Below are 14,814 nucleotides of genomic sequence, written 5' to 3' on the forward strand. Positions count from 1 at the left end.
GAGCGCGAGGTTGCCGGCGGCGGCCCTCGCCTCAACCGCCGCCGACGAACACTGGTACGGCCCGCACGCGCGAAAGGTTCGATGTCATCGCGACGGATGACCGTAAGCGGTCGTCCGTCTGCGCGCCGGCCGTCCGGCGGCGGCGGCGATCGCCCGCAACTGCTCCTCGGTACGCGCCGAACCGTTGCCCGAACCGGCCATCCGGGAGATGGTCTCCTCCATCAGGGTGCCGCCCAGGTCGTTGCAGCCACCCTGCAACATCGCCACGGTGCCCTCGTCGCCGAGCTTCACCCACGAGCACTGGATGTTGTCGATCCGGCCGTGCAGCAGCAGCCGGGACATCGCGTGCACCACCCGGTTCTCCCGCCAGGTGGGGCCGGGGCGGGCGATGCCGGCCAGGTAGATCGGGGCGTTGGTGTGCACGAACGGCAGCGCCACGAACTCGGTGAACCCGCCGGTGCGGTCCTGCACGCCGGCCAGCACCCGGAAGTGCGCCAGCCACTGGCCGGGGTGGTCGACGTGGCCGTACATCATCGTGGAGCTGGAACGGATGCCCAGCTCGTGCGCGGTCGAGACCACCTCGACCCAGGCGGCGGCCGGCAGTTTGCCCTTGGTGAGCACCCAGCGCACGTCGTCGTCGAGGATCTCGGCGGCGGTGCCCGGGATGGTGTCCAGGCCGGCCTCGCGCAGCATCGACAGCCAGTCCCGCACCGGCACGCCCGCCTTGGCGGCGGCGGTGGCGATCTCCATCGGGGAGAACGCGTGCACGTGCATGCCGGGCACCCGGGCCTTGATCGCCCGGACGATGTCGGCGTACCCGGTCACCGGCAGTTTCGGGTCGATGCCGCCCTGGAGGCAGACCTCGCCGGCACCGGCCGCCCACGCCTCCTCGGCCCGGTCGGCCACCTGCTCCACCGACAGCCGGAACGCGTCGGCGTCCCGCTCCCGCTGGGCGAACGCGCAGAACCGGCAGCCCACGTAGCAGACGTTGCTGAAGTTGATGTTGCGGTTGACCACGTAGGTGACGTCGTCGCCGACGGTGTCCCGGCGTACGTCGTCGGCGAGCCGGCACAGCTCGTCCAGGGCCGGGCCGTCCGCGCCGAACAGCGCCAGCGCCGCGTCGGCGTGCCGGGGTTCCAACAACGCCGCCGGATCGTCGGCCGCCAGCCGCAGCCCCGCCCGCAGGTCACCGTCGGCACCCGCCGCCGGTCCGGCCGACGCGGCCGGGCTCACCTTGCCGGCGACCTGCGCCCAGTCGCCGTAGACGCTGTCGAAGTCGCCCCGCCGGTCGTCGGTCCGGCCGGTGGAGTCGATGGTGGCGTGCAGGTCGGTCCGGCCGCCGCCGAAGACCTCCTCCGGCTCCTGCCAGGGGCGGCCCACCGGCCGGGCCGCCTCGACCGCCAGCCCGGTCGTCGGATCGGCGAGCGCGCCGACGTGCGGCGACAGCCGGGGGTCCAGCCACGGGTCGCCCGCCCGCACGTACTCCGGGTAGATGGTCAGCCGTTCACGCAGGGTGAAGCCGGACTTCTCGGTCTGCCGGGCCAACTCGTCGAGCTGCGGCCACGGCCGCTCCGGGTTGACGTGGTCCGGGGTGAGCGGGGAGACCCCGCCCCAGTCGTCGATGCCGGCCCGCAGCAGCAGGTCGTACTCGTCCTCGATCAGGTTGGGCGGGGCCTGGAGCCGGGCCTTCGGGCCGAGCAGCAGCCGGGCCACCGCCACGGTGGCCGCCAGGTCGTGCAGCTCGGCGTCGGGCAGGCCGCCCATCGCCGTGTCCGGCTTGGCCCGGAAGTTCTGCACGATCACCTCCTGGAGGTGGCCGTACTCCCGGTGCGCGCGGCGGATCGCGAACAGCGCGTCGACCCGCTCGGCCGGGGTCTCGCCGATGCCGATCAGGAGTCCGGTGGTGAACGGCACCCCCACCCGGCCGGCGTCGTCGAGCACCCGCAGCCGCACCGCCGGCTCCTTGTCGGGCGAGCCGAAGTGCGGGCCGCCCGGCTCCGACCAGAGCCGGGTGGCGGTGGTCTCCAGCATCATCCCCATGCTCGGCGCGACCGGCTTGAGCCGTTGCAGCTCCGACCAGGAGAGCACCCCCGGGTTGAGGTGCGGCAGCAGGCCGGTCTCCTCCAGCACCGCCACCGCGCAGGCCCGCAGGTAGTCCACGGTGGAGTCGTAGCCCCGCTCGTCCAACCAGGCGCGGGCCGCCGGCCCGCGTTCCTCCGGCCGGTCCCCGAGGGGGACCAGGGCCTCCGTGAAACCCAGCGCCGCGCCCGGCCGGGCGATCGCCAGCACCTCGTCGGTCTCCAGGACGGCCGCCGGCAGCCGGTGCGGCACCGTGGCGAAGGTGCAGTAGTGGCACCGGTCCCGGCACAGCCGGGTCAACGGAATGAAGACCTTCTTCGAGTACGTCACCACGCCGGGCCGGCCGGCGTCGCGCAGCCCGGCGTCCCGGACCTCGCCGGCGATCCGGAGCAGTTCGTCCAGTTCGGGGCCCCGGGCGGTCAGCAGCGCGGTGGCCTCGTCGACGTCGAGCGCCCGCCCGGTGGCGGCCCGGCGCAGCGCCCGACGCACAGCCGCCGGGGTCGGGCCGGAATCGGTGCGGTCAACCATCCGCCCAGCCTAGGCGCTTGCGGCGGCGATCCGGCAGGCACGCGAGCCGGGTGTGACATCTCCCCGGCGTCGCACCGGCCGGGTCGGCAGCGCGCCGCAGCGCGTCGACCGACCCGGCCGGGCGGTTCAGTGCGGGGTGTTGGGGTCGTCGCGGCGGAAGGTCTGGGTACGGTCACCGTCGGTGTCGGTCGTGCCGGTGGTCGGCTCGCCGGGCTGCCGGGGGATCGCCTGGGTCGGGTCGGCCGACGGGGGCTGCCCGAACGGCGGCCCGGCCTGCGGCGCGCCGAACGGCGGAGCCGACTGCGGGGTGCCGAACGGCGGGGCCGACTGGGGAGCGCCGAACGGCGGGGCCGACTGGGGAGCGCCGAACGGCGGGGCCGGCTGCGGGGCGGCACCGGCCGGCGGGGCCGACTGCGGCGCGCCGAACGGCGGGGCGGACTGAGGGCCGCCGAACGGCGGGGCGGACTGCGGCGGCGGGGCGAAGCCGGGCTGGCCGTACTGCCCGGCACCGGGCTGACCCGGGTAGCCGGCACCCGGGTAGCCGCCCTGCTGCTGCGGCCAGCCGGGCTGGGGCTGACCGTAGACGCCGGGCTGCGGCTTCGGCTTCGGCACGTGGTAGAGCGTGCGCCAGATCCGGTAGACCACGAAGGCGGCCACCCCGAACAGCGCGAACCAGGCGGCCCGGGTCAGCATGCCGAGCAGGGCGTCCAGCACCTCCGCCTCGGCCAGCCGGCCGACCAGCCAGATCAGGAAGGTCAACACGCCGAACAGGGCGGCGAAGGCGTACTCGCCGACGGCGATCTGGGTGAACTGCCGGGCCCGGCCGGACACCGGCGCGAGGTGGGTGACCAGCAGCACGGCCAGCAGCGGCAGCACCGTCGACTCGACGCCGACGAAGGCGAAGAACTCGCTGCCCGCCCGCCCCGAGAAGGTGCTGTAGTCCGATGTCGGCACGAGCAGCCGGACGAACCCGACGAAGAGCAGCACGGCGTTCGCGCCGAGCAGGACGAGCGCGGCGAGTTCGCGCAGGGGTGCGGTGATCTGGCGGGCCTGCGACGCGTCGTGCGACGCGGGCTCGGCGGGGCTGGTCACGAACTCTCCCTCGGGGCGAAACGGACAGAGGCCGACGTGAGCCTAGTCTCCCGGGCCGCCCGGCGGCGGGACACGTCCCGTACGGGAGGATGGACGGCATGCGCATCGTGGTTCTGACCGGCGGAATCGGGGGTGCCCGATTCCTGCTCGGCGTCCGGGCGTACGCCCGCGAGGTGGGTGCCGAGGTGACCGCCGTGGTCAACGTCGGCGACGACCTCTACCTGCACAGCCTCAAGGTCTGCCCCGATCTGGACAGCGTCCTCTACACCCTCGGCGGGGGTGCCGATCCGGAACGCGGGTGGGGACGGGTCGGCGAGAGCTGGACGATCAGGCAGGAACTGGCGGCGTACGGGGCCGAGCCGAGCTGGTTCAACCTCGGTGACAAGGACGTCGCCACCCACCTGGTGCGCACCACCATGATCAACGCCGGCTATCCGCTGTCGCAGGTCACCGAGGCGCTGGCCGCCCGCTGGCAGCCCGGCGTACGGCTGCTGCCGGCCACCGACGACCGGCTGGAGACGCACGCGGTGGTCGACCTGGACGGCGAGCGGCGGGCCATCCACTTCCAGGAGTGGTGGGTCCGGTACCGGGCGGGCGTGCCCACCGACCGGTTCGTCTTCGTCGGCGCGGACACCGCCAAGCCGGCCCCCGGGGTGGCCGAGGCGCTGGCCGCCGCCGACGTGGTGCTGGTCGCGCCGAGCAACCCGGTGGTGAGCATCGCCCCGGTGCTGGCGGTGCCCGGCCTGCGCGACGCGGTCGCCACCGGGCCCGCCCGGGTCGTCGGGGTGTCCCCGATCATCGGCGGCGCACCGGTGCGCGGGATGGCCGACAGGTGCCTGGAGGTGCTCGACGTCGAGTGCAGCGCGGCCGGGGTGGGCCGGCTCTACGGCGGGCGCAGCGAGGGTGGCCTGCTCGACGGCTGGCTGGTCGCGCCGGAGGACGACGGGGTGACGGTGCCCGGGGTGACCGTCCGCGCGGTCCCGCTGCGGATGACCGACGAGGCGGCGACCACGGCGATGGTCCGGGCCGCGATGGAGCTGGTGTGAGACTGGAGATCCTGCCGGTGCCCGGCATCGGCGACGTGACCGAGGGCGACGACCTGGCGGTGCTGATCGGCACCGCCGCGCCGTGGCTGCGCGACGGCGACGTGCTGGTGGTCACCAGCAAGATCGTGTCGAAGGCGGAGGGCCGGCTGGTGGACGTGCCCGCCGACGGGCCGGAACGGCTCGCCGCCCGGGACGAGGTGCTCGCCGCCGAGACCGCCCGGGTGGTGGCGACCCGGGGGGCGACCCGGATCGTGCAGACCCACCACGGCTTCGTGATGGCCTCCGCCGGGATCGACGCCTCGAACGTCGACAAGACCCGGCTGGTGCTGCTCCCGGTCGACCCCGACGCGTCCGCGCGGGCGCTGCGCGCCGCCCTGCGGGACCGCTACCGGATCGACGTCGCGGTGATCATCAGCGACACGATGGGCCGGCCCTGGCGCAACGGGCTGACCGACGTGGCGCTCGGGGTGGCCGGGATGGCCGCGATCCGCGACCACCGGGGTGAGGTCGACCCGTACGGCAACGAGCTGCAACTGACCCAGATGGCCGTGGTCGACGAACTGGCCGGCGCGGGCGAACTGATCAAGGGCAAGTGCGACCAGATGCCGGTGGCGGTGGTCCGCGGCTACCTGCCCGCACCGTCCCCGTCCACCGACGGCACCGGACCGGCGGCGACCCGCCCGGCCGAGGACGGCGTCGGCGCGGCGGCTCTGGTCCGGGAGAGCGACCTGGACCTGTTCTCCCTCGGCACCGCCGAGGCGACGGCGGCCGGCCTGCGGGCCGCCGCGACCCTCGCCGACGGACCCGGCGCGACGCCCGCCGACCCCGCCGCCGTCGACCGGGCCATCGCCGCCGTGGCGACGGTGGTCGCCCCCGGCACCACCTTCACCCACGTCACCGACGACGAGGTACGCGACGGTCTCGCGGCAACCGTCGACGGCTGGCCGGCCGGGGCCACCGGACTGGTGCTCGGCGCGGCACCCACCCCGGTCGACCAGCCCGACCTGGTGCGCTTCGGCGCCGACCTGTACCGGCTGCGGATCGCGCTGGCCGCCGAGGGCGTCCCGTCCACCCTGCTGCCACCGCCGACGGGCAGCATCGCGAGCGCCTGCCTGGCCCTGTGACCGGCCGGGCCGACCTGTCGGGGCGGCCACCCCGACGGCCGGGCCGGCGGCCGATGGCCCGACGGTGATCGACACGCGATCGCCGAAGTTGCGGTATCCGCTCCGCGGGATACCGCAACTTCCGCACCATTGCGCCGCCCGCCCGGCGGGCGGCGGGGTCAGGCGTCGAGCACGGCCCGGCCGAGGGGGGTCAGGGTGTGCAGGACCGTGTTGCGGTCCCGGCGGCTGACCAGCAGGCCGGCGTTGCGCAGCACGGCGGTGTGCTGGCTGGCCGCGGCGGCCGAGATGTGCAGCCGGCGGGCCACCTCGCCGGTGGTCGCGCCGTCGTCGCTGACTTCGAGCACCGCCGCCCGGGTGCGGCCGAGCAGCGCCGCCAGCGCCTCCCGGCCGCCCTCCCCGGCGGGCCGGCCGCCCTCCCCCGGTGACGGGTCCAACCCGCCGAGCCGGTCGGCCGGGTAGACCAGCACCGGCGGGAGCGCCGGGTCGAGCAACGCGACCGGGGTACGCGCGCAGAAGAACGACGGCACCAGCAGCAGTCCCCGACCGTCCAGGTGCAACTCCCGCCGGTTCGGGTAGTCCAGGACCTGGAGCACGCCGGAGTCCCAGCGCATGCCCGGCCGCAGGCTCGCCAGCAGCCCCTCCGCGCCACCGTCGAGCAGCGCCCGGGCCCGTACCGCGCGGTCGGCCTCCACGGCGGCCCTGATCCGCCCCCAGTACGGGTCGATCGCCACCGACCGGTACTGCGTCATCGACTCGGTCAGGTGGCGCAGCACCTCCGGCTCACCCCGGGCCAGCGCGGCGGCCGACGACGGCAGCGGGTTCGCCCCGGCCAGCAGGGTCAGGTCCCGGCGCAGCAGCTCCGTCGGGGTGGACCGGACAGCGTCCAGGCCCGCCTCGAAACCGTCGAGGCTCTGGTAGGGGGTTAGGAAGTCGGGGAAGTAGCCCCGGGGCGGGTTCAGCGCGAACAGCAGCCGGAACTGGTCGGCGGCGGTGTCCCGGCGTAGTCCGGCGGCGACCCCCTGACGCCAGCGCGCCATCAGCGGATCGCGGGTCCGCCCCTGCAGCAGGTGCAGGCTGAGGACCAGCTCCCACACCGGGTCGGCGGCGGGGGCGACCCGGGTCCGGAGGATGTCCTCGCGGGAGAAGTGGATGGTCAGCATGGAGCGCTCCTGGGGCGGGGCAGGGGGAGGCCCGCCGACCCACTGAACTGTACCGGGCGGCACTTATCTCCACTTTTAAGCGTGGGCTGAAAGACCTCGACGCCCGTCCCGCCGGTTGGCATGCTCCTACTGCCCGGTACGACACGCGGGGTTCTTCCCGCTGCCGGTCGGGCGGGCCGGGGCCCACGAAAGGTGACGCCCGGGAGGCACCACGAGGGTCTGCGGCCCTGGTTCCGCAGAGGTGTCACCCGGGCCTCACCGCCCCTGTGGTGGGTGGGGTCAGCCGATCCAGAGCGCCACCCGGTGGTCCTCGTCGGTGACGTAGAAGCTGCGTCCGTCCATCTCGGCCACCCCCTCGACGTGCCGGAATGGTGCCAGCTCCGCCACCACCTCGCCGGCGATCCGACCGTCGTCGGCCGGCTCCCACCGGAACCTGACGTGCCGCGAGGTGACCTCGCCGCCCGTGGGGTGGTCGTCCAGCAGCACCGATCCCTTGCCCAGCGCGTCGATCGAGCCGACCACCGCCGCGTACCCGCCGTCGGCGGTCGGGGTGACCGCGCGGAAGCCGACCAGCGCGCCGGGCGGGGTCACCCCGGTCAGCACGTACGCCCGGCCGGCGCGCGGCCAGCCGCCGCCCGGGGTGAACATCTCCGGCACCCCGGCCAACTCGACCAGGACCGGTTCCCCGTCCACGGTCACCGGGAAGCGCAGCCCCAGCAGCACCGTCCCCTCCGGGGTGAACGCCGCCGCCTCCACGTTCAGCGGCAGGTCGTCGTCGGCGAGCCGGCGTACCCAGGACTTGGCCCGCGCGGTGCCCCGGGACACCGTCTCGCCGATGAACCGCTGGCGCACCCGCTCCCCCGGCGGCAACGGGGTGAACGCCGCCTTCACCAGCGCGTCGTTGACCGCCCGGTGCACCCGGAACCGGTTGCGGACCACCTGCACCGGCAGCGTCCCGGTGGCCGCGTCGTCCTCCCGGAAGCGGGCCACGAACGCCCGGCGGGGGCGCAGCGGGCCGGCCTTGGACCCGAAGTGCGACCCGAAGACGTACACCCAGCCGTCGTGTGCGGCGAGCGCCTCGCCGTCCTCGGTGCGGCCGTTCTCCACCCCGGCGTCGGCCCGCACGTGGTGGGCGACCCACTCGCCGTCGGTACGCTCCAGCAGCAGGGCCAGGCAGTGTTCCACCGGCCCCTCGTCGAGCACCGTCCAGAAACCACGTACGGCGTCGTGCGCCCGCAGCAGGGACCGGGAGTGGACCGGCAACAGGTCACTGGCCTCGTTGCCGGCGACCACGAACTCCAGAAGTCTCAGGTTCACCGCGCCAGGGTACGGAGCGCGCGCTCGTAGAGTGTCGGAATGCCCGACGCCTTCCCCACCCCACCCCCGGCCGCCGCGACCACCCCACCCCACCCCGCCGGGCCGGACGCTGCCGGCGGGAACGCGACGCTGCACGCGGACGCGGTGGCGGTGCTGACCGGCTGGACGCCGGCCGGGCCGGCCGCCGCCGGGGCCCGGGACCGCACCCTCGACCTGCTCGCCGACGGCCCGGTCGCGCTGACCCGCCACCACCTGCCGGGTCACCTCACCGCGAGCGCGCTGATCCTCGACGCCGCCGGGGAACGGGTGCTGCTCTGCCTGCACGGGAAGCTGCACCGCTGGGTGCAGTTGGGCGGGCACTGCGAACCGGGTGACGCGACGCTGGCCGGGGCGGCGCTGCGCGAGGCCACCGAGGAGTCCGGCATTCCCGGGCTGGTCATCGACCCCGTACCGATCGACGTGGACATCCACCCGGTGCGCTGCCAGGGCGGCTCGCTGCACCACGACGTCCGGTTCGCGATCTTCGCCCCGCCGGGCGCGGTCGAACAGGTCAGCGACGAGTCGGAGGCGCTCGGCTGGTTCCCGACCGACCGGCTGCCGGAGCCGCTCGCCGGAGGGACCGCCAAACTCGTCGCGCCGGCCCTGGCCGTGCACGCCCGCCGGCCCCGCTGACCGCGCCGCGACCCCCGCCCGGGTGCCGACCCGCCCGGCGGTCGGCGCGGGCCGCCGCCGGACGGGGTCAGGCCGTGCGGTGGTTCAGATCAGTCCGTCCTCGCCCCGGGCCTTCAGCTCGTCGACCAGGGCCTTGACGTCCTGCGCCCGGTCACGCGGGCACACCAGCACCGCGTCGGGGGTGTCCACCACGATCAGGTCGCGGACCCCGACGGCGGCCACCAACCGACCCGACTGCGGCACCACCACCAGGTCGTGGGCGTCGTGCAGCAGCACCCCCGGCTTGGCGTCGGCCCCCAGCACCACGTTGCCGTCCGGGTCGGCCGGCAGCACCTCGCCGAGGGTGTGGAAGTCGCCGACGTCGTTCCAGCCGAAGTCGCCCGGCACGGTGGCGACCCGGCCGGCGGTGGCCGCGCCCTCCATCACCGCGTAGTCGACGGAGATCTTCGGCAGCGTCGGCCAGACCGTGCCGAGGACGTCGTCCTGCTCCGGGCCGCCCCAGGCCGCGGCGATCGCGGTCACCCCGGCGTGCAGGTCCGGCTGCTGGCGGGCCAGCTCGGCGAGGAAGACGTCCACCCGCCAGACGAACATGCTGGCGTTCCAGAGGTGCCGACCCGAACGCAGGTAAGCCTCGGCGACCGGCGCGGCCGGCTTCTCCTTGAACTCGGTCACCGGGCGCAGCGGGCCGTCACCGGTCGGCTCCCCGGTCTCCAGGTAGCCGTAGCCGGTCTCGGCCCGGGTCGGGGTGATCCCCACCGTCATCAGCAGACCCTGCTCGGCCCCCTGGACCGCCGCCCGGACGGTCCGCACCCAGGCCGCCGGGTCCCGGATCAGGTGGTCGGCGGCGAACGAACCCATCACCGCCGACCCGTCGCGCCGGGCGATCACCGCCGCCGCCAGCGCGATCGCCGCGCAGGAGTCCCGGGGGGACGGCTCCACCAGGATGTTCTCCTCGGGCACCCCGCGCAGTTGCCGGGCCACCGCCGCCGCGTGGGCGACGCCGGTGACCACCAGGACACGCTCCGGTGTGGTCAGCGGCGTCAGCCGGTCGACGGTCGCCTGGAGCAGCGACGCGTCGGTGCCGGTGAGCGGGTGGAGGAACTTGGGGTGCCCCGCGCGGGACAGCGGCCACAACCTCGTGCCGCTGCCACCCGCCGGGATGACGGCGTAGAGCATCAGCACATCATGCCCGAACCGCCCCAGGTCGGATGGCGGCTCGGCCGTACCGTCAGCGACCACTCAGGAACGGGCCCGGCTCCACGCGGCGATGTGCACCTCGGCACTGGACGCCCAGGTGAACTCCTTGGCCCGGTCGAAACCGGCCTTGGCCAGCGACGACCGGCGCTGCTCGTCGTCGAGCAGGGCGGCCAGGTCGGTGGCGATCTGGTCCGGGTCCTCGCTGGTGTAGGCGACTGCGTCGCCGCCCACCTCGGGCAGCGAGAGCCGGGGGGTGGTGAGCACCGGCGCGGCGCAGGCCATCGCCTCCAGGATCGGCAGGCCGAACCCCTCACCGTACGACGGGTAGGCGGCGACCAGCGCGCCGCCGAGGAAGCCGGGCAGGTCGGCGTAGCGCAGGTAGCCGGGGCGCAGCAGCCGCAGGTGCGACGGGACCTCGGCCACCGCGCGGTCGATGTCGTCGTCGTGCCCCTGACCACCGGCGACCACCAGGGCCGGCGAGTCCTTCCGGTCGGCCACCGCCCGTGCCCAACCCCGGATCAGGTTGGGTACGTTCTTGCGCGGCTCCTTCGCCCCGAGGAAGGCGACGTAGCTGCTGCCGCCGAGCCCGAGCCGGGCCCGTACCCGCGCCTTCTCCTCCTCGCCCGGAGCGTGGAAGGCCTGCTGGTCGACCCCGTGGTAGGCCACGTCGATCCGGGTCGGGTCGGCGTCGAGCAGCCGGATCAGCTCGTCGCGGGTGGCCTTGCTCGGCACGATCACCCGGCTGGCCCGGCGCAGCGACGTCTTGATCGCACTGCGGAAGAACGTCCGGCGGGACTTGTCGTAGTGCTCCGGCTCGGTGAAGAACGTCGCGTCGTGCACGGTCACCGTGACCGGGCAGCCGGCCCGCAGCGGGCAGGTGTAAAACGGCGAGTGCAGCACCTCGGCACCGACCTGCTGGGCGAGCAGCGGCAGGCCGGTCTGCTCCCAGGCGAGCCGGGCCGGGCGGTGGGCGACGGCGGCCGGGGCCGGGATCACCTCGGCCTTGGGCAGCATCCGGGTGTAGCGCTCCAGGTCGGTGCGGAGGCTCACCACGACCAGGTCGACCGTCTGACCGCACACTGTGCCCAGGGCGCCGAGCAGGCCATCGACGTATCTACCGACGCCGCCTCGGTCGGCGGGGACACTCGTGGCGTCGATGAGCACGCGGGGCGGGCGACCGGCGGTCACGGGGCGACTCCTTGCAGTGGCGGGTCTGTGGGGAACAACACTCCGGGCAAGCCTACGCCGGAGCGCGGCACGGACGCTGACTCCGACCCGACCGTACGCCGACTTGTCATCGCCATCGAATACGGACGGCAGGGGCGTATCGTTCGCGCCGATGGCCGACAACATTGCCCGGGTGTTCGCCGCCGCGATCGCGGCCGACCCCGCCCGCCCCCTGCTGACCTGGTACGACGACGCCACCGGCGAACGCACCGAACTCTCCGGCGCGACCCTGGCGAACTGGGTGGCCAAGACCGCCAACCTGCTCGTCGACGAGCTGGCGCTGAGCCCCGGCGACCCGGCCGGGGTGCTGCTGCCGCCGCACTGGCAGACCGCTGCGGTGCTGCTCGGCTGCTGGTCCGCCGGGTTGACGGTGCGTGACGAGCCGGGTGCCGTGGACGTGCTCTTCGTCGCCGCCGACCGGGTTGCCGAGGGGGACGCCTGGCCGGCCGGCGACCGCTACGCCCTGGCCCTCGCCCCGTTCGCCGCCCCGCTGCGCGAGGTCCCCGCCGGGTACGCCGACTACGTCGTCGAGGTACGCACCCAGGGTGACCACTTCACGCCGTCCACCCCGGGTGGTCCGGCCGACGCGGACCTGCTGGCCGAGGCGGACGCCCGCGCGACGGCCCTCGGTATCTCCCCCGGCGACCGGCTGCTGGTCGACGCGGCGGTCCACCCCGACCCGCGCGACTGGCTGCTCGCCCCGCTGCTGCGGGGGGCGACGGTCGTGCTGACCGGCAACGCCGACCGGTCCCGCCTCGCCAGCCGCGCCGACACCGAACGCACCACCCACACCCTGACCTGACCCCCGCCCCACCGCCCGGCCTGGCCCGGTGATCAAGAGGTTTGCGTCAGGGATAGCGGGTGGGGTGACGCAAAGCTCTTGATCCCCGGGGCAGGGCGGGGCCGGGTGGGGGTGGGGTTACGGGGTGGGGCGGGTCTGGGCGAAGGCGACGAAGGCGGTCAGGGACTCAGGGTTGGCCAGGGCACCCTTCGCGGCGGCCGACTCCACCGGGGTGCCGGTGAGGATCTTCTTGACCGGCACCTCCAGCTTCTTGGACGACAGGGTGCGCGGCACCGCCCTGACCTGGTGGATCTCGTCCGGGATGTGCCGGGGCGACAGGGCGGTACGCAGCTCGCGGGCGATCTTCTTCCGCAGCGCGTCGTCTAGTTCCAGGCCCTCGGCGAGCACCACGAACAGCAGCAGCTCCCCCGCGCCGCCCTCGTCGTCCTCCAGGTGCACCACGACCGAGTCGACCACCTCGTCGAGGCCCTCCACCACCGAGTAGAACTCGGCCGTGCCGAGCCGTACGCCGCCCCGGTTGAGGGTGGCGTCGGAACGGCCGGTGATCACGCAGCCGCCCCGCTCGTTGATGGTGATCCAGTCGCCGTGCCGCCACACCCCGGGATAGACGTCGAAGTACGCCTCGGCGTAGCGGCTGCCGTCCGTGTCGTTCCAGAACCCCACCGGCATGCTCGGCATCGGCGCGGTGATCACCAACTCGCCCAGTTCGCCGAGGACCGGGGTGCCGTCGGAAGAGCGGGCCTCCACCTTCGCCCCGAGCGCCCGGCAGGTGATCTCCCCGGCGTGCACCGGCAGCAGCGGCACCCCGCCGACGAAACCGGTGCAGACGTCCGTCCCGCCGGACAGGGACTGGAGCTGAAGGTCGGTGCCGACCGTGTCGTACACCCAGGTGAAGCCCTCGGCGGGCAGCGGCGCGCCGGTGGAACCGACACCGCGCAGCGCGGACAGGTCGGCGATCTGCTTCGGCACCAGGCCGGACTTGCGGCAGGCCAACAGGAACGGCGCGGACGTGCCGAAATAGGTGGTGCCGGTCTCCTCGGCCAGCCGCCACAGCGCACCCAGGTCGGGGTGGCCGGGGTTGCCGTCGAACAACACGATCGTCGCCCCGACGGCCGGCCCGGAGACCAGGAAGTTCCACATCATCCAGCCGGTGGTGGTGAACCAGAAGAACCGGTCGGCCGGGCCGAGATCGTGGTGCAGGGCCAGCATCTTGAGGTGTTCGAGCAGGATGCCGCCGTGCCCGTGCACGATCGGCTTCGGCAGCCCGGTGGTGCCCGAGGAGTAGAGCACGTAGAGCGGATGGTCGAACGGGACCGGGGTGAAGGTCAACGGCTCGTCGGTCTCCGCCGCCAACTCGGCCCAGCTCAGAGCATCCTGCGGTACGTCGGCGGTGCCGCTCGGGTGCAGGTAGGGGACGTGGACGGTGCGGGTCAGCGACGGCAGGGCGGCCCGGATGGCGGCCACCTCGGCCCGCCGGTCGACCGGCTTGTCGCCGTACCGGTATCCGTCCACGGCCACCAGGACCTTCGGGGCGATCTGCTGCCAGCGGTCGACGACACTACGGGTGCCGAACTCCGGGGCGCAGGACGAGAAGATCGCCCCGAGGCTGCTGGTCGCCAGCAACAGGACGTACGTCTCGGGGATGTTCGGCGCGTACGCGGCCACCCGGTCCCCGGCGGTGACGCCGAGCCGGCGCAGCCCGGCCGCCACCCGGCGGACCTGCTCCCGCAGCTCGGCGGCGGTCAGGGTGACCGGCGGGCGGGTCTGGGAGTGCGCGACCACCACCGGGTCGTCGTCGGCCCGGCCGGGCATCCGCAGCACGTTCTCGGCGTAGTTGAGCGTCGCGCCGGGGAACCACCGGGCACCGGGCATAGCCGCATCGCTCAGGGTCGCCGTCGGCGGAGTGTGCGCCACCACCGCGAAGTAATCCCAGATCGAACGCCAGAAGGCGTCCAGGTCGGTGACCGACCACTGCCACAGCGCGTCGTAGTCGGCGAAGTCCAGCCCCCGGTGCTCCCGCAGCCACCGCAGGTAGCCCCCGATCCGGGACCGTTCGCGTACGTCCGCCGGCGGCGTCCACAGCACGTCACCCACCGCTCCACCCTCCCTGAGGCCCCACACGGCACTGTGCCCGGCCATGCCGCCATCTTGCCTACCTCGCAGCGCCATCATCCACACCGGGGCCCGACACGGAAACGTGCCCCGCGCACACAATCCGTCCCCACCTGCACACACAGCCCTCCCGAGCCGGGCGGGCTCGGGCCGGGAGCCGGACCCGACTCGCGCCGGGCCGGGCCGGGCCGGGGCTCGGGCTGGGCTGGGCCGGGGCTCGGGCTGGGCTGGGCTGGGGCTCGGGCTGGGCTCGGTGATCAAGAGATTCGAGTCAGCATTCAGCGCGAATTTGACGCAAACCTCTTGATCACCGATCCACGCCCCGGTGATCAAGAGATTTTCGTGAGTCTCGCGTCGGGTGTTGTCGCAAACCACTTGATCCCCGGGGCGAGGGGGGGGGGGGGGAGGGGGAGGGGCGGGGCGGGGGGCGGGGGGGGGGCAGGGGGCGCGGGGGGGGT

The 14,814-nt window shown here is 74.3% G+C and carries 11 protein-coding genes; 4 read left to right on the forward strand and 7 right to left on the reverse strand.

Going from position 1 to position 14,814, the window contains the following annotated elements; all coding sequences use genetic code 11:
- Positions 1-84 precede the first annotated feature (84 nt).
- Together ACOJTC_RS19550 and ACOJTC_RS19555 are read right to left on the reverse strand one after the other, a co-directional pair.
- Positions 85-2,607: a bifunctional FO biosynthesis protein CofGH gene (locus ACOJTC_RS19550; protein WP_420117954.1), complete on the reverse strand. Its 2,523-nt coding sequence runs from the start codon at positions 2,605-2,607 to the stop codon at positions 85-87.
- A gap of 126 nt (positions 2,608-2,733) precedes the next feature.
- On the reverse strand, positions 2,734-3,699 hold the full coding sequence (locus ACOJTC_RS19555) for a hypothetical protein (protein WP_420117955.1): 966 nt from the start codon (positions 3,697-3,699) through the stop codon (positions 2,734-2,736).
- 98 nt (positions 3,700-3,797) lie between these two features.
- Between ACOJTC_RS19555 and cofD the strand changes: the two genes are divergently transcribed.
- A complete protein-coding gene (cofD, locus tag ACOJTC_RS19560; protein ID WP_357931731.1) occupies positions 3,798-4,745 on the forward strand; it encodes a 2-phospho-L-lactate transferase in 948 nt (315 codons plus the stop codon).
- A complete protein-coding gene (locus ACOJTC_RS19565; protein ID WP_420117956.1) occupies positions 4,742-5,869 on the forward strand; it encodes a coenzyme F420-0:L-glutamate ligase in 1,128 nt (375 codons plus the stop codon). Before cofD ends, ACOJTC_RS19565 begins: the two co-directional genes overlap by 4 nt.
- A gap of 158 nt (positions 5,870-6,027) precedes the next feature.
- Here ACOJTC_RS19565 and ACOJTC_RS19570 read toward each other — a convergent pair whose 3' ends face one another.
- Together ACOJTC_RS19570 and ACOJTC_RS19575 are read right to left on the reverse strand one after the other, a co-directional pair.
- Positions 6,028-7,029 carry an ArsR/SmtB family transcription factor gene (locus ACOJTC_RS19570; protein WP_204928259.1) on the reverse strand — a complete coding sequence of 334 codons (1,002 nt, stop codon included), beginning with the start codon at positions 7,027-7,029 and terminating at the stop codon, positions 6,028-6,030.
- A gap of 279 nt (positions 7,030-7,308) precedes the next feature.
- Positions 7,309-8,346: a hypothetical protein gene (locus tag ACOJTC_RS19575; protein WP_420117957.1), complete on the reverse strand. Its 1,038-nt coding sequence runs from the start codon at positions 8,344-8,346 to the stop codon at positions 7,309-7,311.
- Positions 8,347-8,385: 39 nt separating this feature from the next.
- Between ACOJTC_RS19575 and ACOJTC_RS19580 the strand changes: the two genes are divergently transcribed.
- Positions 8,386-9,018 carry an NUDIX hydrolase gene (locus ACOJTC_RS19580; protein ID WP_420117958.1) on the forward strand — a complete coding sequence of 211 codons (633 nt, stop codon included), beginning with the start codon at positions 8,386-8,388 and terminating at the stop codon, positions 9,016-9,018.
- 84 nt (positions 9,019-9,102) lie between these two features.
- Here ACOJTC_RS19580 and ACOJTC_RS19585 read toward each other — a convergent pair whose 3' ends face one another.
- Together ACOJTC_RS19585 and ACOJTC_RS19590 are read right to left on the reverse strand one after the other, a co-directional pair.
- The gene (locus tag ACOJTC_RS19585; RefSeq protein ID WP_204928262.1) at positions 9,103-10,194 is read right to left on the reverse strand and encodes a mannose-1-phosphate guanylyltransferase; all 1,092 of its coding nucleotides are present in this window, start codon (positions 10,192-10,194) and stop codon (positions 9,103-9,105) included.
- 63 nt (positions 10,195-10,257) lie between these two features.
- A complete protein-coding gene (locus ACOJTC_RS19590; RefSeq protein WP_420117959.1) occupies positions 10,258-11,403 on the reverse strand; it encodes a glycosyltransferase family 4 protein in 1,146 nt (381 codons plus the stop codon).
- A 151-nt stretch (positions 11,404-11,554) separates the two neighbouring features.
- Here ACOJTC_RS19590 and ACOJTC_RS19595 point away from each other — a divergent pair, with 151 nt between their 5' ends.
- Entirely contained in the window at positions 11,555-12,244 is a 690-nt protein-coding gene (locus ACOJTC_RS19595) for a TIGR03089 family protein (RefSeq protein ID WP_204928264.1), read from the forward strand.
- A 117-nt stretch (positions 12,245-12,361) separates the two neighbouring features.
- On the opposite strand, the gene ACOJTC_RS19600 is transcribed toward ACOJTC_RS19595, so the two are convergent.
- Positions 12,362-14,338 (reverse strand): acetoacetate--CoA ligase, encoded by a 1,977-nt coding sequence (locus ACOJTC_RS19600; protein ID WP_420117960.1) that lies wholly within the window; start codon positions 14,336-14,338, stop codon positions 12,362-12,364.
- Positions 14,339-14,814: the final 476 nt, after the last annotated feature.

This window comes from Micromonospora sp., from assembly GCF_048594385.1.
GTDB classification, from domain to species: Bacteria; Actinomycetota; Actinomycetes; order Mycobacteriales; family Micromonosporaceae; genus Micromonospora; species Micromonospora wenchangensis.